Below are 23,355 nucleotides of genomic sequence, written 5' to 3'. Positions count from 1 at the left end.
GCCCAGGAGAGGTGCCGTCTTGCTTTGCCATCGTCGTCTCTCGAGCCCCTGTCCGGAGTCCGGCTGCCCTGCTGCGGTCTCCCGCGCGCCGCTGGCCGGGTCCGGTCGCCGTCGAGCGGTAGCGCTCCTGTCGGCGCTCGCTGCGCTCGCCTCGCTCGCGCCGGCCGCGGGCGCCGCCGAGCCGACCCGTGAGGAGCGCGCCGCTGCGGTCGCGCTGTTCGACGAGGGCCGCGCGCTGATGGCCGCTGGGAAGCACGCCGAGGCCTGTCCGAAGTTCGCCGAGAGCCATGCGATCGACCCGGGCATCGGCACCCTCTTCAACCTCTCCGACTGCTACGAGCGCACCGGCAAGATCGCGACGGCGTGGATCGGCTTTCGCGACGTCGCGGCCGCCTCGCTCTCGGCCGGGCAGACGGAGCGCGAGCGGGTGGCGCGCGCCCGGGCCGCCGCGCTGGAGCCGCGGCTCTCCCGCCTCCAGATCGTGGTCCCGCCGGCGGCGTCGATCGCGGGGCTGGGCCTCACGCGGGACGGGGTCGCTGTGGGCAGGGCGCTCTGGGGGACGGCGGTGCCGCTCGACCCGGGCGAGCATCGGATCGCCGCCGCCGCGCCTGGGTACGAGCCCTGGGAGGTGAAGGTCACGATCGACAAGCCGGGCGTGGTGAGCGTCACGGTGCCGGCGCTCGAGCGCGCCACGGAGCCGGCCTCCGCCCCGGGAGCGAGCGGCGCGCCGACGCCGGCGATCGCGCCGCCCCCGGTCCGTCGGCCGGCGAGCGACCCGCCCTCGGCGCAGGGCGGGAGCATCCGCAAGCCGCTCGGCATGGTGGGGGTCGGGCTCGGCGTGGTCGGGCTCGGCGTCGGCACGGCGCTCGGCTTCATGGCGAAATCGACGTTCGACAAGGCCACCGAGGGCGGCCATTGCGACGAGGCGGGCCGCTGCGTCGATCAGACGGGCCTCGATCTGCGCGACGACGCGGTGGCGAAGGGCAACAGCGGGACGGCGGTGTTCATCGCGGGTGCAGCCCTCGCCGTGGGCGGGACGATCCTCTGGATCACCGCGCCGTCTGCGCCTGACGCCGCGGCGTCAGCGCGCGGCCGCGGGCCGACGGCCGACGCCCCCTGGAGCGCGCGCGTCGGCCTGGGCCCCGGGAGCGTGTGGATCGCGGGCACTCTCTGAGCGGAGCGCCACAGGAGCAAGAGGGGGCGCCGTCGCAGCGGGGGAGCTCGCGGGACGCCCTACGACGTCCGGCGTCGAGCCGGGTGAGCCGATTGGCACCGACGACAGAGGAGAGCCGGAGTGAGCGAGGGCGCCCGGAGATACCGGCGTTCAGCGCGGCGCCTCGATTGACACGGATCACCTCTCCCACATGGCGCCGTGCGGCGAGCTGACCGATGATGCCGAGTCGGCCGGCATCGATTGCGGTGCACGGGTGAAACACAGCACGTCTCTCCGCTGGGGCTCGTCCGGCGCGGTGAGCCAGGCGCCGTCGCGCCATGGCGCGGCGCGGCTGGCCTGCTGGTGACGCTGCGCGCCGGCCAGCGAGCTCTGGCGGCGAGGGCGTGGCGAGCGATGATCCGTCGCAGGCGATGATCAGAAGGGTCCTGGACGGGAATATAGCCCCGGCCCCGAGCGGACCTCGGGGACTCGCACGTACCGCTCTGCTTCAAATATCCACCTCGACGAGTGAGCAGCGCATCGATGGCCCACGTCGGCGTGCGCCAGGCGCATTTCATCTGAACGGCTGATCAAATCATGGGCAATGCTGCTCGACACCGGTCGAGGGGCGCTGTTCTCCCATCGCTCGATTGCGGTGGCGACCGGGCGAACGAGCCTGTCGAATGCCCTTGAGCCCACAGGCCCTGGGGAGAGGAGCGCCGCCGGCGTCTCCGAGCTCGCATCGAGCAAACGTGCGCCGTCGGCCGGCCAGACGAGCGCGTGTTGACGTTCTGCAGGCATGATCCGTCACCTGCTTACCCCGGGCTCCGATGTCCTGTTCTTTCGCCCGGCGGTAGTTCATGAGTGCGCCACGGCGCTTGTCATGTATAGAATGCGTCTCATGACGAAACAGCGTTCAACCTTGGCTTTGTGGATGACCTTCGCGCTGGGTGGCGGCGCGTGTCTCGCGCTGGGCGCCGGTGCGTGCAGCGACGACGGGGCGACCAGCTCTGGCGACACCGCGACGAGCGGGGGGAACCAGGGCTCCTCCGGGGCGCAGACGGGGACGGGGGCCGGCGCTGGCTCTGCCTCCAGCTCCGGCGCGGGCGCTGGCTCCGGCTCTGGTTCCGGCTCTGGTTCTGGCTCCGGCACCGGCGGAGGCAGCAGCACCACGTCGTCGTCCGGGACCACCGCGGGACAGGGCGGCTCCGGCGCCGGCGGCGGCGACCCGGTGGAGTGCGATGCCAGCGCGGCGCCTGACGTCGGGAAGCTGGCGCTCGCTCCCGTCGTCACCGGCGTGGACAGGCTGGTTTACGCCGCTCAGCCGAAGGGGTCGAGCGATTGGTATCTCGTGCTGCAGACCGGGCAGATCCGCGTGTTCTCCGGCGGCCAGCTGCGCCCCGGGGCCTTCCTCGACGTGAGCAATCAGATCACGCTCAGCTCCGGGCCCTTCGACGACGAGCGCGGGCTCATCAGCATGGCGTTCCCGCCCGACTACGCGACGAGCGGCAAGTTCTACATCATGATGACGGCGACCACGGGCACGAACATGAACCGTGACATGGTGGTCGAGTACAAGCGGTCGAGCGATCCTTACGTGGCGGATGCAAACTCGGCGAAGACGATCGTGCGGCTCGACGCGTCCGCGGTGAATCACAACGGCGGCCATATCGCGTTCGGGCCCGACGGCATGCTCTACGTCGGCACGGGCGACGGGGGCGGCTCCTGCAACAGCGACAAGCCTGGCGGGTCGCAGGACCCGGCCTCGCTGTTCGGCAAGATCCTGCGCCTCGATCCGAATGCTGCCGAGCCGTACGCCGCGGCCGGCAATCCCTTGGACGGCGCGGCCTCGCGGACCTGGCACTATGGTCTGCGCAACCCGTATACCTTCACCTTCGATCGTGGGACGGGCGACCTCTTCATCGGCGATGTCGGCCAGGATGGCTACGAGGAGGTCGACTACGTTCCTGCCGGCACCTCGGGGCTGAACTTCGGCTGGCCGAAGTGGGAAGGCACCCACGCGGATACCTGCCAGGGGCGCACCATGCGCGCGGGCGATACGCACACCCCGCCCATCGCCGACATGGATCGGCGGCAGAGCGCGACAGGGCCGTACCGCGACTACAAGTCGGTCGTCAGCGGGTTCGTGTACCGGGGCAGCCAGGTGCCGCAGCTCCGGGGCGTCTACCTGTTCGGCGACTACACCGGCGGGAAAATGGGCGCGCTCATGCAGTGCGGGGCGCAGACGTCGCCCATCACGATCATCAACAAGAACCCCGATCCGAACGCGCCGAACGCTCCGGCGTTCACGCGTCAGGGCAGCCTGCCGACCTTCAACGCGCTCACCGCGATCGTCGAGGACAACGACGGCGAGCAATACTTCGTCGCGAACCGCAACAGCCTGGTGAAGATCGTTCCCGGGACCTGACCAGGCCGCCCAGGGCGCGGGCGCCGGAATCTCGCGCCCGGCCCTGGATCCAGCGCGCGAGCTCCCGCACGCTCCTGGACGCGGGCGGCCACACGCGCCCGCTCCGCCTCCGGCTCCTCCGACGCAGCCAGCCCCGCGCAGCCGCCGTCGCGCCGCCTCCGATGGCAGCGGACGGCGCGCCCCCCTTCCGAGCGCCCAGCGGATGTGCTTCGCTTGCCCCGCTCGTTCAGGAGGAGTCCCATGAAGAATGTCTTGACAGTGCTTGTTGCGCTCGGCGCCCTGTGTCTCTTCGGCTGCGAGGGCAAGCCCCAGGCGACGCCCGAGGCGAAGCCCGCCGCCACGACCGAGGCGGCGAAGCCCGCGCCCAAGGCCGAGCCGGAGAAGGCGGCGCCGGCCGAGACCGCGAAGCCGGCGAGCACTGGCGGCTGGTGATCGGCGCGGCGGCTCGGCCCGCTGCCCCCCGGCGCAGGCGCATGGCCGCGGTCCGCCTCGCGCTCGCGCTCTCGCTCGGCCTGGCCGCCGTGGCGTGCGACGGCCGCCCTGCGCCCCCGGTCCACGGCGGTGCCCCCGATCCGGACCCGCTCGAGCCGCTGCGGCGCTTCGAGGCGGCGCGCCGAGCGGAGGCCGATTTCTCTCGTGCATCCAGCTCCGACCGGCTGTTCGGGGCCGACCCGATCGCGCTCCGCCCCGTGGATCCGCTGGGCCGCCCCGCCGCGCCGGGCGCGCCCGCGCTGCTCTCTCCGCTCCGCGGCCGCGACGCGCTCGTCCTGCTCGACGCGTCGCTTCGCGAGCTCTCCCGCGCCCCCGCGCCGACCTCGCCGACAGGGGTCGCGGTCACGCCCACCGGCGAGGTGTTCGCGAGCGGCGAGGCGTCGCCCTCGCTCTTCCGCTATGCCGTCCGCGGCGCCTCGCTCGAGCCCGCGGGGCGCATCGAGCTCGCGGGCCTCCACGGCGTCCGGGACGTCACGGCCGGCCCCGAGGGCCTCCTTTACGCGCTCGACGAGCGCGCCGGCACGCTCGTCACGCTGCGCCCTGGTCACACCGGCGCGGACGGACGCATCGAGGTCGAGCGCTGGGACGAGCCGATCGGCGCTGGCCCGTTCCGCGTCGTGCGCCTCGCGCATCACCTGATCGTCGATTGCCTCCTCGACCAGACGCTCGTCGTGCTCCCGGTCGGCCCCGATGGCCGCCCGCTCCCGGGCGGCGCGGCGCGCGTCCGCCACGACGGCCCGATCTGGAGCTTCGACGCGCTCGAGACGGGCGGCGCCGGGGGCGGGCTCCTGCTCGCGGCCGGCGGGGTCGAGGATCACCCGCTCGACCGGACCGGCGGCTCGTTCGGATACATCGACTCGTTCGTCTTCCTCTACCGCGTCGCCGCCGGCGCCCGGCCCGAGGTGACGCGGCTCTCGGCCGTGAACGTCTCGGAGCTCGGCGTCCTCACCCCGAAGGCCGTCGCGCTCTCGGCGATCCCCGGATCGAGCGGCGTGCGCGTGATCGCGACGGGCTATGGCGGCGATCGCCGGGCCGAGCTCCTCTTCCGCGCCACGGACGCCGGCCTCGCGAGCGCGCCGGAGGTCTCCACCCGCCCGCTTTCCCCCGGCGTGGCCGCCATGGCCGCGCTCGGCGGCGGCGCCTTCGCCTATGCGAACCCATTGCTCGACGCGTGGCTGCTCGACGTGGGCGACGGCGCGGTCGTGAAGCAGCCGGTCCGGGACGGCGGCGAGGACGCCCGCTCCGACGAGATCCGCCTCGGCGAGGCGCTCTTCTTCACCTCGCTGATGGCCCCGTGGAACAAGGCCGACGGCCCGCTCAGCCGGTTCACGTGCGAGACGTGCCACTTCGAGGGCTACGTCGACGGCCGCACGCACCACACGGGTCGAGGCGACGTGCGCGCCACGACCAAGCCGCTGCTCGGTCTGTTCAACAACCGCCCCCACTTCTCCCGCGCCCTCGATCCGGATCTCACCGCGGTGGCGGACAACGAGTTCCGCGTCGCCGGCGCGCTGAGCGGCCACGACCCATGGTTCTCCATCTCGAGCGAGGCCGCGCCGTGGCTCGCCGATCTCGGGCTCGCCGACGCCGGGCGCGCGGCGCGGCCGCCCGAGGCGCTCCGCCGCGCGCTCATGAGCTTCCTCATGGCGTTCTCGCACCGCGCGAACCCCGCCGTCCTCGGCCGGACGAGCTTCACCCCGCTCGAGCGTGACGGCGCCCGGGTGTTCCGGGACCGCTGCGCTCGCTGCCACGCGCCGGTGCTCCGCAGCGACGACCCCGGCTCCGCGGCCCCGTTCGAGCGCTGGGAGGCGCTCGTGTTCGCGCCCGAGGGCCCGATCGTGTGGGGGAGGGCCGGCTACGAGAAGACTGGCGTCGTGCCGTACGTGCACGAGGACGGCGCGCGGGTGCCGTCGCTCCGGCGGCTCTACAAGAAGCGGCCCTACTTCACGAACGGCTCCGCGAAGACGCTGCGCGATGTGCTCGAGCGGGCGCGCTTCGAGGACACGGGCGGCCGCGCCGCCGGCGATCACCGCAGCACGGCCGCTGCCGCTGCGCCGAGCGCCTTCTTCCACGACGGCGCGCCCGCGGGCGAGGGCCTCGTCGCGCTGGACGCCGGCGCGATCGAGGCGCTCCTCGCCTTCCTCGATCTGCTCTGATCGCGCGGCGCGTCCGCTCGCCCGCGGGCAGGCAGACCGCGGGCACGCCGTGCGGAGCGCGGGTGTCCGCGTGTACCCGATCCCGGCGGCGGCCAGCCCTGAGCCCGCCCGCGCGGATCCCCCAGCATCGCCGCGCGATCCGCGGTAAATGGGGGAGATGCGACAGCACCCCACGTTCCCCCGCCCGTCGGCGTCGGCCATCGACAAGGCGCGCCGGCTCCTCGAGCGCGCGCTCGGCCCCTCGAAGGTCATCACGTCGGCCGACGGGTGCGCGGCCTACGCGGGCGACGAGTCGGATCAGCCGCCGGTGAGCCCGGACGCGGTCGTGCTCGCATCCTCGGCCGCCGACATCGAGAAGGCGGTGCGGGCGGCGAGCGAGGCGGAGGTGCCGGTCGTGCCGCGCGCCGCTGGCAGCGGCAAGTCGGGCGGCGCGGTGCCGGTCGGGGGCGGGATCGTCATCGCCACGATCGGCATGAACTCCATCAAGGAGATCAGCCGCGAGGAGCAGATCGCGGTCGTCGAGCCGGGCGTCATCCTCGCCGACCTGCACGCGGCCGTCGAGGCAGAGGGGCTCTTCTACCCGCCCGATCCGAACTCGCTCAAGATGTGCGCGCTCGGCGGCAACATCGCCGAGAACGCGGCCGGCCCGCGCGCCTTCAAGTACGGCGTCACGCGCGAGTACGTGCTCGGGCTCGACGTGATCCTCATCGACGGCACGCGCCTCCGCACCGGCCGGCGCACCGTGAAGGGCGTGACGGGGTACGACGTCACGGCGCTGCTCGTCGGCAGCGAGGGCACGCTGGCGATCACGACGGAGGCGACGCTCCGGCTCATCGCGAAGCCCCCGTCGGTCATGACGCTGCTCTGCCTGTTCCCGGACGTGCGCGCCAGCGGGCGCGCGGTGAGCGCCCTGGTCGCCGCCGGCGTCGTCCCGCGTTGCCTCGAGCTGCTCGATCGCCCCACGCTCGACGCGGTGCGCGCGCGCGGCGTCGGGGTCGACGAGCGCGCGGGCGCGATGCTGATCATCGAGGTCGACGGCGAGCCCGCGGACTGCGAGGTCCAGGCCGAGCGGGTGGGGGAGGTCTGCATGGATGCCGGGGCGCTCGACGTGCTCGTCGCGCAGGACGAGGCGCAGCGCGAGCGGCTCTGGGAGGCGCGCCGCCAGCTCTCGCCCACGACGCGCGCCATGGCGCGCTACAAGATCTCGGAGGACGTCGTGGTCCCGCGCGACAAGATCCCGGCGCTGCTCGACGAGGTCGCGGAGATCTCGGCGGCGACGGGCGTCCGCATGCTGACGTACGGCCACGCCGGGGACGGCAACCTCCACGTCAACCTGCTCTGGAACGACCCGGACCTCGTCCCCCAGGTGGAGACGGCGCTGTCGCGCCTGTTCCGCGCGGTGATCGGCATGCGCGGCACGCTGAGCGGCGAGCACGGCATCGGGACGTCGAAGGCGGACTTCCTCGCGCTCGAGCAGTCGCCGGAGCTCATCGCGATCGAGCGCAAGATCAAGGCGCTGTTCGACCCGAAGGGCCTGCTCAACCCGCACAAGATCTTCCCGCGGCGGACGCTCGAGGCGGCCGAGCGGGGCGAGCGCGACGGGGGGGGCGAGCGCGCGCCGGGCTTCCCGACCCACGTCGTGGCGCCCTCGCACGGGGCCTGCTGAGCCGATGCGGGTCCTCGGCATCGATCCCGGCTCGCGCCACCTCGGCTGGGGCCTGCTCGTGCGGCACGGCACGCGCATCGAGCACGTCGCGCACGGCGTCATCGACATCGACACGAGCGGGACGTTCGCCGCCCGGCTCGTGGAGATCGACGACGAGCTCGGCAAGGTGATCGCGTCGCTCGCGCCCGACGCGGCCGCGGTGGAGAGCCTGTTCTTCGCCAAGGACGCGCAGAGCGCGGCGAAGCTCGGCCACGCGCGTGGGGTCGTGCTGCTGCGGCTGGCGCGCGCGGGCGTGCCGATCTCGGAGTATCCGCCGGCGCTGGTGAAGCGGACCATCGTCGGCCGGGGCGCGGCCGAGAAGGCGCAGGTCGCGCAGGTGATGACCGCGGTCCTGCGCCTCGCCGCGCCCCCGCGGCCGGACGCTGCCGACGCGCTGGCCATCGCGATGACCCACCTCAGCGCCGCGGGCTTCGCGGCGGCGCTGGCGGCGTCGGGCGCGCCCGTCCCGCGCCGCGCCCGGCCGCGACGGGCGCGCCTCGGGTGAGCGTGGGCCGACGCGGCTCCCTGGTTGCGCATGGGGACGAAAGGCGCGGCGCCTCGTTTGACTGCGTGACAGGGGGGCGGGCGGGGGCGGTCCGGGCGCACATCCCGTGTGCTATGGAGCCTGCATCGGACGCTCCCGCGCCGCGTCCAACATGAAAACGTGCGGCGCGCCCCGGCTTCAGCGAGGGTGCGGCTGCCAGGGCACGGAACCGGCGGTGCATCGCCGGCGCCCCCCGCCGCCGACGAGCGGGGGCGAGACGCCTCTGGACATCAAAGGAGATCGGGAAGGATGACGCGAACCTCACTCAACCGCCTCGCCGCCGCGTGCCTCATCGGGCTGACGGCGCCCCTCACGGTCGTGCTCGCGACGCTCGCGACCGCCGGCGAGTCCCAGGCCGCGGGTCCCACCGCCGAAGAGCTCGGCAGGCGCGTCCAGCAGTTCTACGACTCCACGAAGACCTTCAAGGCGAGCTTCACCCAGACCTACACGATCAAGGTCCAGGACGTGAAGAAGGTCTCCACCGGCAAGGTGACCTTCGAGAAGCCGGGCAAGATGAGCTGGATCTACGACGCGCCGAACGGAAACCGCGTCGTCTCTGACGGCATCACGATCAAGGTCTACGAGAAGGACAACGAGCAGATGTTCGAGACCCCGGTGAAGGGCTCTCAGTATCCGGCGGCGCTCGCGTTCTTGATGGGCAAGGGGCAGCTCACGAAGGATTTCTCGCTGCGCCTGCTCGATCCTGCGCAGATGAAGTTCGAGGGCGGCTATGTCCTCGAGGGGACGCCGAAGGAGGCGACCCCTGCGTATCAGAAGATGCTCCTCTACGTGGACGGGCAGACCAACCAGGTCCGCCGCGTGCTGATCCTCGACGCGCAGGGCAACCGGAACCGGTTCGATTTCTCGTCGCCGGTCGTGAATCAGCCGGTCGGGAAGACCGAGTTCGATTTCACGCCTCCACCGGGCACGCGCGTCGTCCGCCCCTGACGTTCTCCCGCCACGTTCCCGGCGCGGAGGAGCCGCTGCCGCGTTACCCCGCCGACCCCCGACAGCTCGTGGAACCCGTGGAAGCGGAGCGTCACAGCCTCCGCGCTCCTCGCCGGCAGCGCGCCGTGGCGAAGCTGCTGGGATATATGCCCGGCGCGTCCCTGCCGTGGTAGAAATATTCCGTGATACTTCGATCCCACGGGCGTGAGCGACAGCTCCGAGGCTGGCGTCGCCCGGCGCGGATCGTCACCGCTGCTTTCGGCTCCACGCGCGCGGCGGGGATTCGCCTCGGCTGAACGGTCACCCGCTGTCACGAGGCTTTCGCGAGAGCGCTCGATCCATGAACAATCCCCACGGACATCGTCCCGATTCCCCCGGCGTGCCGCAACAACCCCGGCCGGCGGAGCGCTTGAGCGAGCGCGCGCAGGGGGGCGGGCAGGGCCCTTCGGGGTATCCGGCGCAAGGTGCGGGGCAGAGCTCCATGGGGCAACCGCCGCACGGGCAGCAGGGCCGCGGGCAGGCGCCGCAGGGGTACGCGCACGCGCAGCCAGCGCAGGGCTACGGGCAGGGGCACGCGTATCCGCAGGGGCCGCAGGGCTACACGCACGGACCGCAGGGGCACGCGTATCCGCAGGGGCCGCAGGGCTATGCGCAGGGGCCGCAAGGCTATGCGCAGGGGCCGCAGGGCTATGCGCAGGGGCCGCAGGGGCACGCGTATTCGCAGGGGTCGCAGGGCCACGCGTACCCGCTGGCACCCCAGGGCTACGCGCGGGGGCAGCAGGGTCACGCATACGCGCATCACCACGCAGGCTACCCGGCGGCCGTTCGGAGGTTCGACCCGGACCGGCGGCTGCGCATCGCCGGGCTGTGGCTGTGGGCCATCGGCCTCATCGCGGGCGCGGTCCTCAACGTGCTCTTCACGCTCCTCGGCGTCATCGAGTCCGGGGGGAGCATGCTGAGCGCCATGCTCGTCGGGGCGCTCTTCGCGTTCCCACCGCTCGTCCTCTACCTGTTCGTCCCGATGATCATCGATCGGTACGATCCCGAGCCGTGGTGGTGCCTGCTGATGGCGTTCCTCTGGGGCGCGCTCGCGGCGACCGGCTTCTCGATCCTGATCAACACGGGCGTCCACATCGGCGTCTCGAGCAACTTCGGCGAGCCGGCCGGCGAGCTCGTCAGCGCATCGGTCAGCGCGCCGTTCGCAGAGGAGCTCTTCAAGGGGCTCGGCGTGTTCGGCTTCTTCTACTTCCTGCGCCGGGAGTTCGATGGGATCGTCGACGGCATCATCTACGCCACGTTCTGCGCGCTCGGCTTCGCCGCGGTGGAGAACGTGCTCTATTACGCGCGTGCCTCGATGCAGGGCAGCGACGTTCTCGCCGGCACGTTCGTCCTGCGGGGCGTCTTCACGCCCTGGCTCCACCCGCTGTTCACGTCGATGACCGGCATCGGCTTCGGGCTCGCCCGGGAGTCGTCAAAGACGTGGGTGCGCGCGGCGGCCCCGATCGGCGGCTACCTGCTCGGCGTCGCGCTGCACGCGGTGTGGAACTTCCTCCCCACCGCCCTGGGGCGCGCGATGGGGGACATCTTCATGCCGTGGCTCCTGCTCTGGTTGTGCTTCGTCGCGTCGTTCTTCGGGATCATCGTGGCGCTCGTGATCCGCAAGGGCTGGGTGATCCGGGATCATCTGCGCGACGAGGTCGCGCTCGGCATGCTCACCCAGGACGAGCTCGAGCTCGTCTGCTCGCCGATCGGCCGGCTCCGGTGCACCCTGGGCTGGCGCGGCGCCACGGGGCGGAGCTTCATCCGCGCCGGCGCGCGGCTCGCGCTCAGCAAGTGGCACACGGCGCGCGCGCTGCAGGGCCGGAACCGCACCCTGAGCGCCGATTTCATCGGCCCGCTCCGGCAAGAGATCGCGCAGCTCAGGCAAGAGCTCCTCGCCCGGGCGCCTCGATAGAGCGCCGGTAGAGCGGCGGTCACCCGCGTCGGATACGGGCCCATCTCGACGTTTTCGGTGCTCAGCGCACGTGAGTGCGCTTCCGCGCCGAAAACGCCGATCTGGACCCGTCTCCTGTGCGGGTGACCGCCGCTCTGGAACCCTCGAGCCGGCGTGGCGGCGGTCAGCTCTGCGAGGTGTTGGTCCCGTCCGCGGCTGGGCGCGCGGCGGGCTGGGCGGCGCGGTCCTCGCGCCGCTGCACGGGCTTCGCGGGGATGCCCACGACCGTGGTGTTCGGCGCGACATCGTGCACGACCACGGCATTGGCGCCGATCCTGGCGCCGTCACCGACCGTGACCCCGCCGACGATCTTCGCCCCCGCGCCGATGAAAAGGTCGCTCCCGAGCACCGGTGTCTGCCGCCGATCGGCGCCGATGGTCACCTGGTGCTCGATGAGCACGTTCGATCCGCCTCGGACGTTGCCATTGATGACAACGCCGTTCGAGTGGATGAGCACGAACCCGGGCCCGAAGTCCGCGCCGCGCCCGATCACGCAGCCGCCGGCCAGGTTGGTCGCCTTGTTGAGCACCATCTCGAGCACCGGCATCCGGTGGGCTCGCGCGGCCTGCGTGAACCTGTAGAGGACCATCGCCGCCGTGCCGTCGGTCGCCAGCGTCTTCAGGATAGTCGGCAGTGGATCGCTGCCGTAGCACCATGTGGCCTTCTGGCGCACGTCGGCCGCGATGAGTCGCAAAGTCCGCAGCATCCCGACGAGCCTAGCGCATCTCGCCCCGCCCGTGCGACCTTTCGCCGCGCGCCCGCGGGGCACCTCGTCTCGTCTCGTCTCGTCTCGTCTCGTCGCGCCGCGCCGCGCCGCGCCGCGCCCGCGTGACCTTTCGCCGCGCCTGCGCTCCCCTGCTACATCCCGTCGTGCGTCCGCTGCGCCTGCGTGCCCGTGCGGTCTTTTCGGCGCCGCACCGCCCTGTTGCCATCCGGTCATCGGTCCGTCACATCGCTCGGGTACACGCGCTCTTCACCATGGCGCGGATTTTAGTCATCGAGGACGAGCCGGCGCTCCAGAAGGTGCTCGATTACAACCTCAGGCAAGCCGGGCATGAGGTGCTCCTCGCGGGGCAGGGCGGTGAGGGGGTCCGGCTGGCCGTAGACCAGCGGCCCGATCTCGTCTTGCTCGATCTCATGCTGCCCGACATCCCGGGGACCGACGTGTGCCGTGCTCTCCAGCAGAGCGATGGCACCCAGCGGATCCCCGTGATGATCGTGTCGGCGCGCGGGGACGAGGTCGACCGCATCGTCGGCTTCGAGCTCGGCGCCGTCGACTACGTCGTCAAACCGTTCAGCGTGCGGGAGCTCGTGCTGCGCGTGCAAGCCGTGCTCCGCCGCGCGAAGTCCTCCGGGGATGGGGAGCGGAGCATCGAGTTCGGGTGCCTGCGGATCGACGAGGGCGCTCACCGCGTGTGGGTCGAGCGCGAGGAGGTCGAGCTGACGCTCCTCGAGTTCAAGCTCCTCGTCGCGCTGTACGAGGCGCGCGAGCGCGTGCAGACGCGCACCGCGCTCCTCGACGGCGTCTGGGGCATCGACGTGAGCATCACGACGAGGACCGTGGACACCCACGTCAAGCGGCTTCGCGACAAGCTGCGCCGCGCCGGCGATTATATCCAGACCGTCCGCGGTATCGGTTATCGATTCGCCGCTTCGCCCGACCTCCCCGAGAGCCGCAGCGCCTGAGCGCCCTGCCGGGCGAGCACGACAATCGTTGCCCCACCGTCACCGGGCCGCAACGGCGGCCAGTGTACCGTGCAGACGGTGATTCACATGCTGGGCGACATTGTTGAAGCCTGCTGGTCCCTCTCATGAGGTCAGGTGGAGCTCTGGTGTTGTCGCCAACGTGTGCCGGGAGCCTCGATGCACCTTGAAACGTGGAATGCAGGGGAGGCCGATCCTGAGCGGGCAAAGCGCCTCGCGATCGGGGTTGCGGCAGGGCTCCTGCTGTTCGCGGCCATCACGCTCGCCGCTGCCCGCCTGAGCGGCGCGATCGCGCCTCCTCCACCCGAGGAGGAGGTCGTCGAGGTCAAGCTCGCCACCCAGCTCCCCGAGGCGCCCCCCGTCGCCCCGGCGCCCGCGCCCCCGCCGCCGGCGGCGGAGGCTCCGGCGCCTCGCCCCGCGGCGCCCCGGCGCCCGGCGCTCGTCGCGCCGACCGCCGTGCCCAGCGAGGCGCCGGCGGAGGCGGACCCGAGCCAGGCCAAGGCGAGCGACGATGACACCTACGGAGAGCCGGGAGGCGTACCGGGCGGCGTGCCCGGCGGGGTCCCCGGCGGCACGGGGACGGCCGCCGTGGCTGCGCCCGCGCCGCCGCCACCGCCGCCGCCTCCGCAGCCGAAAGGGCCGATTCACCTCCCCGAGAACGCCACGCCGCCTGTCGCGCTCTCCAATTCCCTCCCTCCCATCCCCGAGGCGGCGCGGAGCGCGGGGATAGAGGCCACCGTGGTCGTCAGGTTCGTGGTGACCGAGACCGGCGAGGTCACGAACGTCACCATCGTCCGCGGCCATCCGCTGTTCAACGACGTGGTGCTCGCGACGGTGAAGACGTGGCGCTACCGGCCGGCGATCCACGAGGGGAGGCCGGTGTCGACCTTCAAGACGGTCCGGATCCCGTTCAAGGCGAAGAGATGACGTCGAGCGCGCGGCCGCGGACGCGGCCTCTCGCCCGAGGAACGAAGGAGGTTAACCATGATGCAGTTTGATCTCGGGCACATCTGGGCGACCATGGGGCTTTTGAGCAAGCTCGTCGCGTTCGCCCTCGTGCTCATGGCGCTGGCGAGCGTCGCCGTCGTGGTGGAGCGGCTCATCGCGCTCGCGCGTCAGGCGTCGGAGACCCGGCGCTTCGCGAGGGAGGCGCGCCCCGTGATGGAGGCCTGGGACACCGCGCGGCTCGTCTCGATCGCCGACGGCTATGGACGCTCCGCGCTCGCCCGGCTCGTCGGTGCGGCCGTGCGCCGCTTCCAGCGCGCCGTCGAGGCCGGCGAGGGCGGCGTGCCGCCGGTGGAGCTCGCGCGCCGCGAGGTGTCTCGGCGCCGTGAGGCGATCTCCGCCGACCTGCGCCGCGGCCTCTCGGTGCTCGCGACGGTCGGCTCGGTGGCCCCGTTCGTCGGGCTGCTCGGCACCGTCATCGGCATCATCACCGCCTTCCAGACCATCGCCTCGACCGGCTCGGGCGGCCTCGGCGCCGTGAGCGCCGGCATCTCCGAGGCGCTCATCGTCACCGCGCTCGGGCTCGCGGTCGCCATCCCGGCGGTGCTTTGCTTCAACTACCTCACCACCCGTATCGCTGCGGTAGAGCTCGCGCTCGAGCGCAGCGCGGGTGAGCTCATCGACGAGATGGAGAACGAACATGGGCGTTCGAGCGGAGAGCAGTCGCTCGGGTCGGCAGCAGCCGCCTGAGCCGGAGATCAACGTCACGCCGCTCGTCGACGTGGTGCTCGTGCTCCTCATCATCTTCATGGTGATCGCGCCCCAGATGGAGCACGGCGAGCGGGTCGAGCTGCCGGCGGTGTTTCAGCCGGATCCGAAGGCGAAGTCGAAGCTCGATCCGATCTACGTGACGATCACCGGCGCGGGCACCGTGTTCCTCGAGAAGGAGGCTGTCGCCGACCTCGGCTCGCTCGGCGAGCGGCTGCGGGCCATCCGCGCCGCCGAGCCGGAGCGCCGGGTGGTCATCAAGGGCGACTCCTCGGTGAGGTACGGCCGCGTGCGGGAGGCCTTCGCGCTGTGCCAGGAGGTCGGGTTCGCCGGGATCTCGCTGCAGGTGAGCCAGCGGGGCGGCGGGGCGTCCGCGGAGCCGGAGGAGGGATAGCGCCGTGGGAATGAGCGTTCCGCAGGGCGGAGGCAAGAAGGGCGGTGTCGCGCCGAGCATGAACGTGACGCCGCTCGTCGACGTGGTGCTCGTGCTCCTCATCATCTTCATGGTCGTGACACCGCTGCTCGCCAAGCAGTTCTGGCTGAATCTGCCCAAGAAGGACGACACCGCGAAGCTCGCGCCGCCTCCCATCGACGCCGACAAGCCCGTGGTGCTCACGGTGGATCGGCGCGGCGTCCTCCGCATCAATCAGGCCGAGGTGCAGCGCGGCGAGCTGAAGGAGCGGCTCGCGCGCATCTTCGCGGCGCGCTCGGACAACGTTCTTTATTTCGACGCGGATGACGAGGCCGTCTACGCGGTCGCCGTGGAGGCCATGGACGCCGCGCGCATGGGCGGGGCCAAGACGATCGCCGTCCTGACGGAGAAGCCCGCGCGCTGAGCCAGGGCAGAGGCCCGAAGAGGTGAAGTCGAGGCGCGCGGGAGCCGCCGCCGCGTCGCTCGAGCGCGCGAGCGCGGCGGGGTGCACGGGACGGGAGAGGGCGCGAGTTGGCCCTCCGCTCTCCTCATCAGACGGGCGCGCGTGCGCCCGGCCATCGAATCGAGAGTCGCGCCCGGGCTCGGAGCGCGCGAAGGGACAGGTGCATGAGTCGCAGAAGGATCTCGGGGGTAGTCGCAGCGCTGGTGACACCGCTTTGCTGGGGGGCCACGGCCCTCGCGCAGGGCGACCCCGGAGCCGCCGCGCCGCAGCCAGACGGCGCGGCGCCTCAGGCCGGCGGTCCTGCGGCGGAGGACGTCGCGGGGCTCGACGAGCCGAGCCCGTCGCGCCCGCCGCCCGCGGGGAAAGGCGTGGTGTGGGGCGTCGTCACGGACACCGCCACGAAAGAGCCCTTGCTCGACGCCCAGGTGTCCGTCGTGGGGACGAAGCTCAAGGCGATCGCGGACCTCGACGGGCGGTATCGCCTGGAGCTCCCGCCGGGCACCCATCAGCTGCGGGTCTGGTACGAGGCGTACGAGCCGCAGCGCGTGCAGGACGTACGTGTGACCGCCGGGCAGGTGGTCCAGGTCGATGTCGGCCTCGATCCCGATCAGCAGACAGAGGAGGTCATCGAGGTCGAGTTCGAGCCGGAGCGGGCGAGCGTCGCGGCGCAGCTGCTCATCCGGAAGAACGCGGCCCACGTGGGCGACGCCATCGGCGCGAAGGAGATCGCGAAGACACCCGATCGCAACGCCGCCGAGGCCGCGAAGCGCATCGTCGGCGCGACCGTGGTCGACAACAGGTACGTCTACGTCCGTGGCCTGGGCGAGCGCTACACGAACGCGCTCCTGAACGGCGCCCCGCTGCCGAGCCCCGAGCCCGATCGGCAGGCCGTCCCGCTGGACCTCTTTCCGTCGCTGGTCCTCAGCGACATCACCGTCGTCAAGACGTTCACGCCCGATCTCCCCGGCGACTTCGCGGGCGGCTCGGTCCAGATCAACACGCGCGAGCTCCCGACGAAGTTCCTCTTTCAGGCATCGCTGTCGCTCGGGCTGAACAGCCAGGCGACGTTCCGCGATCGCCTGACCTACGCCGGATCGAGCACCGACTGGCTCGGGATCGACGGCGGCGCGCGCGCGCTTCCACGCGAGATCCCCGAGTACAAGGTGGTGCGGCTCGGCTCCAAGCCGGGTGGCGGCACCGTCACAAGGGACGAGATGACGGCCTATGGGCGGGCGATCAACTCGTCGATGGTGACGACGCGGTCGTTCACCCCGCCGAACGGGAGCGGCAGCTTGGTCGTCGGCGACACCCTGAAGCTCGGCGGCGAGCAGCGCCTCGGTTACATCGCCACCCTGAGCTATGGCCGGAAGTTCGCTCCGCGCGCTGAAGAGCGCACGAGAACCTTCCTGCCCCATCCTCTGGGCGGCGAGCCCGTACCCGACGTCGACACCAGCACCGGAAGCATCCGTGACCAGGTGTCGTGGGGCACCTTCGCCAGCGTCACCTACAACCCGGATCAGAACCACAAGGTGACGATCACCGGACTCCACAGCCGCTCGTCGGAAGACCTGGCCAGCGAGATCAGCGGGAACCCTCTGGATGGCGGCAGCGCGTTTCGCGACACGCTGCAGCGGTTCATCTCCCGGGCCCTCACCTTGGGTCAGCTCCAGGGAGAGCACCGCATCGGCGCGCTGGACGGCGGCACCCTCGACTGGAAGGCGTCCATCTCCCACGCGTCCTCGGACGAGCCCGATACGAGGGAGACCGTCTACATCCGGGACGACACCAGCGGAGCCTTCTCGTGGGACGAGGGCACGCTGAGCGGCGCCCACTTCTTCAGCGACATGACCGACGTGAACTACGGCGGGCAGCTCTCCTATACCCAGCCTCTCGTCCGTGGGGACACCCCGACCCGGGTGAAGCTGGGCGGTCTGTTCAACCTTCGAGAGCGCGAGTTCAACTCGCGCCGGTTCCGGTTCAAGCAGAGCCCGGGTTCGGACTCGACGATCCTGCGCCAGGAGCCGGGCCAGCTGTTCTCGGACGAGAACATCGGCACGGCGCTCGAGCTGGAGGAGATCACGCGCGAGACCGACTCCTACACGGCGAACAGCGATCTCTATGCAGGCTACGTGATGACCGACGCCGCCATCACACGATGGCTCCGCGCGGTGCTCGGTGCCCGGATCGAGGCCTCCACGCTGTCGCTGAGGGCGTTCGACAGGTACTCCCCTGCGAGCCCCGAGAAAAAGGCCGAGAGCGATAAGGTCGATCTCCTGCCTGCGGCCAACATCATCGTCAAGGCGAGCTCGATCTCGAATGTCAGGCTAGGCGTGTCCAAGACGCTGGCTCGGCCCCAGCTCCGCGAGCTCAGCCCTACTTTGTATCAGGAGGGATATAGCGGGATGGAGGTGGAAGGCAATCCGGAGCTCGGGCGGACGAGCATCGTGAACGCCGATCTCCGTTTCGAGATCTTCCCGACGGCGGGCGAGGTTGCCGCGGTCAGCGTCTTTTACAAGCACTTCCAGGATCCGATCGAGGAGATCATCTTCCCGAACGGCGGCAGGGGCAGGCTCAGCTACGTGAACGCAGAGGCCGGTCACGTCGCCGGGGTCGAGCTCGAGCTCAGGAAGGGCCTGGGCTTCGTCACCCCGCTCCTGAAGGAGGTCACGGCGCTCGGAAACCTCACGTTCGTGCAGTCGGAAGTGACGATCGATCCCGATGACAACGAGGGAGGGGTCACCATCGAGAGCACCCCGACGCACCCGCTCCAGGGGCAATCCCCCTTCGTGGTGAACCTGGGGCTTGATTACGCCAGCGAGTCGACCGGCACGAGCGCCCGGCTCCTCTACAACGTGTTCGGCGCCCGTCTCAAGCGGGTGGGTCGCAAGGGGCTGGCGGACGAGTACGAGCAGCCGCGGCACCAGATCGACTTGACCCTGGCCCAGCGCCTCGGCGAGCACGTCGAGGTGAAGCTGGCCGGCGAGAACCTCATCGATGCGCCCGTCCGCGTCACCAAGGGGAGCGACGGTGATGAGGACAAGATCGCCAGCCAGTACAGCGTTGGGACGACTGTGACGTTGAGCGCGGCGCTCACCTACTGAGCACCTGCCATTGAATCGTCACGCCGCGCTCGTCACGAGTTTTCCTACATGCGCCATGTTGGAGGAGGAGGTAGAATAAATTGCGTACATTCAAATTGGGCTTGGTTTGCGCCTCGGCGCTCTCCGTCGCGGCGTTCGCCGCGTGCGGCGATGACGACTCGGTCTCCCCGACCTCGACGAGCACCTCGTCCGCGAGCAGCTCCGCCAGCGGCGGTGACGGTGGCGGTGGCGGCGAGGGCGGCGGTGGCGACGGCGGCGGTGGTGGCGACGTCAGCGCCGATTGCTCCTCCCCGGTGGAGGTCAGCGAGGCGATCACCGCCAGCGCGAAGTGGACCGCCGACAAGTGCTACCTCATGAAGGGAATCGTCTTCGTCGAGCGCGGCGCCACCCTGACCATCGAGCCCGGCACGACGATCATGGGCGAGAAGGTGAGCCTCGCCACGCTCGTCGTGAAGCCCGGCGCCAAGATCAACGCCAAGGGCACGGCGAGCAAGCCCATCGTGTTCACGAGCCAGGGCGAGGAGGGCGATCGCGCCGCCGGCGACTGGGGCGGCGTCATCCTGCTCGGCGAGGCGCCCGTCAACGTCGAAGGCGGCAAGGCCAGCGTCGAGGGCATCACCGGCGAAGGCACGGAGTACGGCGGCGACAAGCCGGCGGACAACAGCGGTGTCCTCGAGTACGTGCGCGTCGAGTACAGCGGGATCCTCCTCTCCCAGGACAACGAGGTCAACGGCCTCACCTTCGCCGGCGTGGGCTCCGGGACGACCGTCGATCACGTGATGGTGCACCACACGCTCGACGATTGCTTCGAGTTCTTCGGCGGCACCGTCAACGCGAAGCACCTCATCTGCGCGCAGAACGGCGACGACGGCTTCGACTTTGACCTCGGCTACACCGGCAAGCTCCAGTTCCTCGCGCTCCAGCAGGACCCGTCCGTCGCCGACGAGACGAACGGCTTCGAGGGCGACAACGACGCCGACTCGTCGGCCAACACGCCCCTCAGCGAGCCGACGATCTACAACGCGACCCTGTGCGGCAAGAACAAGGAGGTCGACAAGCAGCAGTACGGCATGCTGCTCCGCCGCTCGACGAAGGCCCACATCTTCAACACCATCGTCACCGGCTTCGAGGCGGGGGTGGATCTCCGTAACGAGCTCACCGAGGTCGAGCTCGCGAGCTCGATCTTCTTCGGCAACATCGAGGCGAACATCGCCTACGAAGAGACCGACACCGAGGCGGCGACCGAGTCGAAGCTCGACGACGACGACGACGCTGGCGCGGACGAGGTCGCGTGGTTCGAGGGCGAGGCGACCAACAGCACCGAGGATCCCGGGCTCGCCGACTGCTTCGCCGCCACGCCCGACTTCCGGCCTGAGGCCACGCTCACCGAGAACGCGGCGACCCCGCCGGATGACGGCTTCTTCGACCCGGAGGCGAGCTACATCGGCGCCTTCAAGGCCGATGACACCTGGGCGACGGGCGCCTGGGTCTCGTTCGACGCGAACTGACGCGGCGCCGTCCGCGCCGGCCCTCCGCGATGCGGCGGGCGGACCGGATCCGTGGCGAGAGAAATGACGAAGGCCGGCTCTTCAGCCGGCCTTTATCGTCTCTGGCGTCACGACTCCGCCGCAGGCGCTCAGCGCACCCGCGGCGTAAACCCGGACACACTGCTGCGATGCTCGCTGCATACGCCTCGCGCGTCCGCGGTCTCCTTGAATGACACCCTTCCGCACACCTCGCAGATGCACAGGTGTGCGCGATAGAACTCCCGGTCGAGCAGGATGTCGGCGGCGAGCAAGCTGAGCACAATGTCGCCGAGGAAGTCGATCTCGCGCGGCGAGGCGACCCAGACGGGACGGCCGCCGACCGCGGCCCGGCGGACCCTGCCCCCGTAGATCGCCGCGTTCAGGAACCGATCGTCGGCGACGGGCGCGATCAGCCCCCGGAGGGCCGTGATGACGCGCCCGCGGGCCTTGTGGATGAGCTCCTCGAGGTTGCTGCCGCCGTCGGCCCGGGGATCGAGCATGACGGGCGTCGCGCCGGGCTCGCGCACGATCTGGGGGCGCTTCATCAGGCCCGGGGTCACGAGGTGGTCCACGAACCAGTCCTGGAGGTCCTTGGGCGTCCACTCGGACGCCGGCCACTCCAGGAACTCGAGAGCGCCGCGGAGGCCGCTGACGCTCTGGAGACCGGGGTGGGTGGGGAGGCTCGGCAGGGTGCGGGATGTGTGCAGACGCCGGGACGAGCGGCGGCTCGCCTCCTCGATGTTGCGGCCGGATCCCATGTTCACCTCGAGGGCAGCCCCCCGGTCCCGATGGATGCGAGCTCTTGCAGAGGCCACCATGCCGAGGGAACAAGCACAACTTGTGCCGAACCTGGCGAACGGGGCGACCTGGATTTGCTGGGAGTTCTGCCCAGAGAGCCTTTGCAGGCCGTTGGGATGGCCGGCCACTGGCCGGCCAGGTTCTTCAACGGGTAAGATTGCGCCCGATGGACCACTCCACCGTCCGCGTCTCGGTTGCACCGGAGCCCTCGGTCGCCGAGCCTGTTCCCGGCATCGTCCTGATCTTCTCGGGGGATCAGCCGCGCTGCGCTCCCATCCCGCTGGATCGTGGCTCGGTGGTGGTGGGTCGCGGAGGCGTCGGCGGCGTGCCGCTCATGGACGACTCGCTCATGTCGCGGCGACACGCCCGCATCGCGTACGACGGCGGCGCTTGGACCGTGGAGGACCTCGGCAGCACCAACGGGACGTCGGTCAACGGCGAGACGATCCGCGGCGAGGTGCGGAGGGACGCGATCCAGGTCGTCGGCGCGGGGACGTCGGTGTTCCTCGCGCTCAGCGACATCCGGAGCTTCGCGCGCGGGGGCGTGCGCCTCGAAAAGGAGAGCGTCCTCGGGCCGAGGCTGCAGCTGATTTACGACACGATCATCCGCGCCGCGGCCGGGGGAGACAGCCTCCTCGTGACGGGCGAGAGCGGCACGGGCAAAGAGCTCGCGGCGCGCGCCTACCACGAGGCGGGGCCGCAGGCGCGCGGCCCATTCGTCGCCGTCAACTGCGCGGCCATCCCGGAGGGCCTGGCGGAGCGGCTCCTCTTCGGCGCCAGGCGCGGCGCTTACTCCGGCGCGACGCACGACACCGACGGCTATGTGCAGGCCGCCCACGGAGGCACGCTGTTCCTCGACGAGGTGGCGGAGCTCGACGCGGCCGTCCAGGCGAAGCTGCTGCGGACGATCGACACCCGGCAGGTCCTCGAGCTCGGCGCGGTCGCGCCTCGCCCGGTGCAGATCCGGATCTGCGCGGCGACACACGACCTCCGCGCCCGCGTCGCCCAGGGCCGTTTCCGGGATGATCTCTACTACCGTATCGGCCGGCCCGAGGTCCGGCTCCCGCCCCTCCGCGAGCGGACCGAGGAGATCCCGTGGCTGCTGGCGCAATGCGCAAAGGCGGTCGGCGCGGCCGCTCAAAGCGCGCCGCCGGCGATTCACCATTCGATGATCATCGCGTGCGCGATGCGCCGATGGCCGGGGAATCTGCGCGAGTTCGTCGGCGAGGCGCGGCGCGCCGTGACGCGCGCGCTCGACGAGGGGCGGCGCACGGTCGAGGCCAAGGATCTGGATCCGCTCGCCGGCATCGGGCTGAGCCCGGAGTCGATCGAGCCGCAGGCCCGGCCGACGGCGAGCGATGTTCGACCGGCGCGCGCAGGACAGGCGCCGCCCGAAGATGAGATCGCCGAGGCGCTTCGCCTCGAGCGAGGCAATGTGTCTCGCGCGGCCATCAGGCTCGGAGTGCACAGGAATCGAATTCGACGCTGGCTCGAGAAGAATGGCGTCGATCGCTCCCACTTCGCCGAGGGAAGCGACCTGTCCGATAACGACTGAACCGCTGGCGCCCGCCGTCGCATGCACAGGTGCAGGAGTGCGTCAATGGTGCCGCCGCGTCGCTGGAGAGCGCTCGTCTTCCGGCTGCGTTGCGATGACGAAGTCACTCCCGGCGTAGGCTGCTGAGCCCGAGGGGGCGGTCGTTCCATACATCACCTCCAGCAAACGCTCTGCTCCTTTCGAAGGCCTGAAGGCCTTCGCGGCGCTGTTTCTCGGGCGAAGGAGCGCCCGATCGTCGCAGGGTTGCCTTCATCTGGCGACGCAACGTGGGCTCGATCGACCGAACGCCCATGTATAGGGACTTTACAGAGCTGATTATGCGGGTTGTAATGTGGTGTGTAAGCCCCGTCCCCAGCGAGGTGCTGTCACGACCACGGTCAACTCAACGAGTCCGGCGCGTGCTCGCCAGGTCGGAGCCCACGATGCGCCCTGAAGAGACCATCGATGAAGTGTGCCGTGGCACGTGCGTCGCGCGCGGCCTGCGTCATCGAGGCCGCGCTCCTCGCGATCCGCGCGCGCCGGGCCCGGCGGGGCTTCCGCCTGCGGCGCGATCACGCGCGCCTCGCGGGACGCCTACGAGTGCCTACGTTTGTCGCCAGAAGACAGGCTCGGACGGCGCGCGGAACACGAGGACGGGGGCGCGACGCACAATGACGATCTTGGA

General features: G+C 71.0%; 18 protein-coding genes. 16 read left to right on the top strand and 2 right to left on the bottom strand.

Features of this window, described 5'->3' with window-relative positions:
* The first annotated feature begins 19 nt into the window (after positions 1–19).
* The 8 genes from WMF12_RS26730 to WMF12_RS26695 all read left to right on the top strand — a co-directional run bounded on the left by WMF12_RS26730 (position 20) and on the right by WMF12_RS26695 (position 11,380).
* Complete coding sequence (locus WMF12_RS26730; RefSeq protein ID WP_437850045.1) at positions 20–1,174, top strand: hypothetical protein; 1,155 nt, start codon at positions 20–22, stop codon at positions 1,172–1,174.
* Positions 1,175–2,087: 913 nt separating this feature from the next.
* A complete protein-coding gene (locus tag WMF12_RS26725) occupies positions 2,088–3,581 on the top strand; it encodes a PQQ-dependent sugar dehydrogenase (protein ID WP_437850043.1) in 1,494 nt (497 codons plus the stop codon).
* Between the two features lie 240 nt (positions 3,582–3,821).
* Positions 3,822–4,013: a hypothetical protein gene (locus WMF12_RS26720; RefSeq protein ID WP_044965791.1), complete on the top strand. Its 192-nt coding sequence runs from the start codon at positions 3,822–3,824 to the stop codon at positions 4,011–4,013.
* A gap of 41 nt (positions 4,014–4,054) precedes the next feature.
* Entirely contained in the window at positions 4,055–6,229 is a 2,175-nt protein-coding gene (locus WMF12_RS26715) for a hypothetical protein (protein ID WP_437850042.1), read from the top strand.
* A gap of 157 nt (positions 6,230–6,386) precedes the next feature.
* Positions 6,387–7,895 (top strand): FAD-binding oxidoreductase, encoded by a 1,509-nt coding sequence (locus tag WMF12_RS26710; RefSeq protein ID WP_437850041.1) that lies wholly within the window; start codon positions 6,387–6,389, stop codon positions 7,893–7,895.
* A 4-nt stretch (positions 7,896–7,899) separates the two neighbouring features.
* Positions 7,900–8,439, top strand: coding sequence for a crossover junction endodeoxyribonuclease RuvC (gene ruvC, locus WMF12_RS26705; protein ID WP_437850040.1), 540 nt, complete (start codon positions 7,900–7,902; stop codon positions 8,437–8,439).
* Between the two features lie 288 nt (positions 8,440–8,727).
* Positions 8,728–9,426, top strand: coding sequence for a LolA family protein (locus WMF12_RS26700; RefSeq protein WP_437541581.1), 699 nt, complete (start codon positions 8,728–8,730; stop codon positions 9,424–9,426).
* A 481-nt stretch (positions 9,427–9,907) separates the two neighbouring features.
* Positions 9,908–11,380 carry a PrsW family glutamic-type intramembrane protease gene (locus WMF12_RS26695; RefSeq protein ID WP_437850039.1) on the top strand — a complete coding sequence of 491 codons (1,473 nt, stop codon included), beginning with the start codon at positions 9,908–9,910 and terminating at the stop codon, positions 11,378–11,380.
* Positions 11,381–11,543: 163 nt separating this feature from the next.
* Here the strand turns inward: WMF12_RS26695 and WMF12_RS26690 are convergent, their stop codons facing one another.
* A complete protein-coding gene (locus WMF12_RS26690; protein ID WP_272093992.1) occupies positions 11,544–12,125 on the bottom strand; it encodes a serine O-acetyltransferase in 582 nt (193 codons plus the stop codon).
* Positions 12,126–12,397: 272 nt separating this feature from the next.
* Between WMF12_RS26690 and WMF12_RS26685 the strand changes: the two genes are divergently transcribed.
* From WMF12_RS26685 to WMF12_RS26655, 7 genes are all read left to right on the top strand, one after another.
* Positions 12,398–13,105 (top strand): response regulator, encoded by a 708-nt coding sequence (locus WMF12_RS26685; protein WP_437850037.1) that lies wholly within the window; start codon positions 12,398–12,400, stop codon positions 13,103–13,105.
* Positions 13,106–13,282: 177 nt separating this feature from the next.
* Positions 13,283–14,050, top strand: coding sequence for an energy transducer TonB (locus tag WMF12_RS26680; RefSeq protein ID WP_437739492.1), 768 nt, complete (start codon positions 13,283–13,285; stop codon positions 14,048–14,050).
* A 57-nt stretch (positions 14,051–14,107) separates the two neighbouring features.
* Positions 14,108–14,818 (top strand): MotA/TolQ/ExbB proton channel family protein, encoded by a 711-nt coding sequence (locus WMF12_RS26675; protein WP_437323078.1) that lies wholly within the window; start codon positions 14,108–14,110, stop codon positions 14,816–14,818.
* Complete coding sequence (locus WMF12_RS26670; protein ID WP_437850035.1) at positions 14,769–15,230, top strand: ExbD/TolR family protein; 462 nt, start codon at positions 14,769–14,771, stop codon at positions 15,228–15,230. Before WMF12_RS26675 ends, WMF12_RS26670 begins: the two co-directional genes overlap by 50 nt.
* Before the next feature lie 10 nt (positions 15,231–15,240).
* Positions 15,241–15,672: an ExbD/TolR family protein gene (locus WMF12_RS26665; RefSeq protein WP_437748039.1), complete on the top strand. Its 432-nt coding sequence runs from the start codon at positions 15,241–15,243 to the stop codon at positions 15,670–15,672.
* 203 nt (positions 15,673–15,875) lie between these two features.
* Positions 15,876–18,812 (top strand): carboxypeptidase regulatory-like domain-containing protein, encoded by a 2,937-nt coding sequence (locus WMF12_RS26660; protein ID WP_437850034.1) that lies wholly within the window; start codon positions 15,876–15,878, stop codon positions 18,810–18,812.
* Positions 18,813–18,913: 101 nt separating this feature from the next.
* Positions 18,914–20,320, top strand: a complete 1,407-nt coding sequence (locus WMF12_RS26655) for a hypothetical protein (RefSeq protein WP_437850033.1) — start codon at positions 18,914–18,916, stop codon at positions 20,318–20,320.
* Between the two features lie 128 nt (positions 20,321–20,448).
* Here the strand turns inward: WMF12_RS26655 and WMF12_RS26650 are convergent, their stop codons facing one another.
* Entirely contained in the window at positions 20,449–21,096 is a 648-nt protein-coding gene (locus WMF12_RS26650; RefSeq protein WP_044965784.1) for a hypothetical protein, read from the bottom strand.
* 206 nt (positions 21,097–21,302) lie between these two features.
* Here WMF12_RS26650 and WMF12_RS26645 point away from each other — a divergent pair, with 206 nt between their 5' ends.
* A complete protein-coding gene (locus WMF12_RS26645; protein ID WP_437850032.1) occupies positions 21,303–22,691 on the top strand; it encodes a sigma 54-interacting transcriptional regulator in 1,389 nt (462 codons plus the stop codon).
* Positions 22,692–23,355 lie beyond the last annotated feature (664 nt).

The organism is Sorangium sp. So ce363 (genome assembly GCF_051520435.1).
Classification (GTDB): domain Bacteria; phylum Myxococcota_A; class Polyangia; order Polyangiales; family Polyangiaceae; genus Sorangium; species Sorangium cellulosum_B.
Note: the sequence above shows the minus strand (reverse complement) of the source record. Positions and strands in the feature narration are given on the sequence as shown.

What these genes read in the sequence shown, in the direction of transcription:
- WMF12_RS26725 (WP_437850043.1), top strand. Translation starts at nt 2,088, where the DNA reads ATGACCTTCGCGCTGGGTGGCGGCGCGTGTCTCGCGCTGGGCGCCGGT.
- WMF12_RS26720 (WP_044965791.1), top strand. Translation starts at nt 3,822, where the DNA reads ATGAAGAATGTCTTGACAGTGCTTGTTGCGCTCGGCGCCCTGTGTCTC.
- WMF12_RS26715 (WP_437850042.1), top strand. Translation starts at nt 4,055, where the DNA reads ATGGCCGCGGTCCGCCTCGCGCTCGCGCTCTCGCTCGGCCTGGCCGCC.
- WMF12_RS26710 (WP_437850041.1), top strand. Translation starts at nt 6,387, where the DNA reads ATGCGACAGCACCCCACGTTCCCCCGCCCGTCGGCGTCGGCCATCGAC.
- ruvC (WP_437850040.1), top strand. Translation starts at nt 7,900, where the DNA reads ATGCGGGTCCTCGGCATCGATCCCGGCTCGCGCCACCTCGGCTGGGGC.
- WMF12_RS26700 (WP_437541581.1), top strand. Translation starts at nt 8,728, where the DNA reads ATGACGCGAACCTCACTCAACCGCCTCGCCGCCGCGTGCCTCATCGGG.
- WMF12_RS26695 (WP_437850039.1), top strand. Translation starts at nt 9,908, where the DNA reads ATGGGGCAACCGCCGCACGGGCAGCAGGGCCGCGGGCAGGCGCCGCAG.
- WMF12_RS26690 (WP_272093992.1), bottom strand. Translation starts at nt 12,125, where the DNA reads ATGCTGCGGACTTTGCGACTCATCGCGGCCGACGTGCGCCAGAAGGCC.
- WMF12_RS26685 (WP_437850037.1), top strand. Translation starts at nt 12,398, where the DNA reads ATGGCGCGGATTTTAGTCATCGAGGACGAGCCGGCGCTCCAGAAGGTG.
- WMF12_RS26680 (WP_437739492.1), top strand. Translation starts at nt 13,283, where the DNA reads ATGCACCTTGAAACGTGGAATGCAGGGGAGGCCGATCCTGAGCGGGCA.
- WMF12_RS26675 (WP_437323078.1), top strand. Translation starts at nt 14,108, where the DNA reads ATGATGCAGTTTGATCTCGGGCACATCTGGGCGACCATGGGGCTTTTG.
- WMF12_RS26670 (WP_437850035.1), top strand. Translation starts at nt 14,769, where the DNA reads ATGGGCGTTCGAGCGGAGAGCAGTCGCTCGGGTCGGCAGCAGCCGCCT.
- WMF12_RS26665 (WP_437748039.1), top strand. Translation starts at nt 15,241, where the DNA reads ATGAGCGTTCCGCAGGGCGGAGGCAAGAAGGGCGGTGTCGCGCCGAGC.
- WMF12_RS26660 (WP_437850034.1), top strand. Translation starts at nt 15,876, where the DNA reads ATGAGTCGCAGAAGGATCTCGGGGGTAGTCGCAGCGCTGGTGACACCG.
- WMF12_RS26650 (WP_044965784.1), bottom strand. Translation starts at nt 21,096, where the DNA reads ATGGGATCCGGCCGCAACATCGAGGAGGCGAGCCGCCGCTCGTCCCGG.
- WMF12_RS26645 (WP_437850032.1), top strand. Translation starts at nt 21,303, where the DNA reads ATGGACCACTCCACCGTCCGCGTCTCGGTTGCACCGGAGCCCTCGGTC.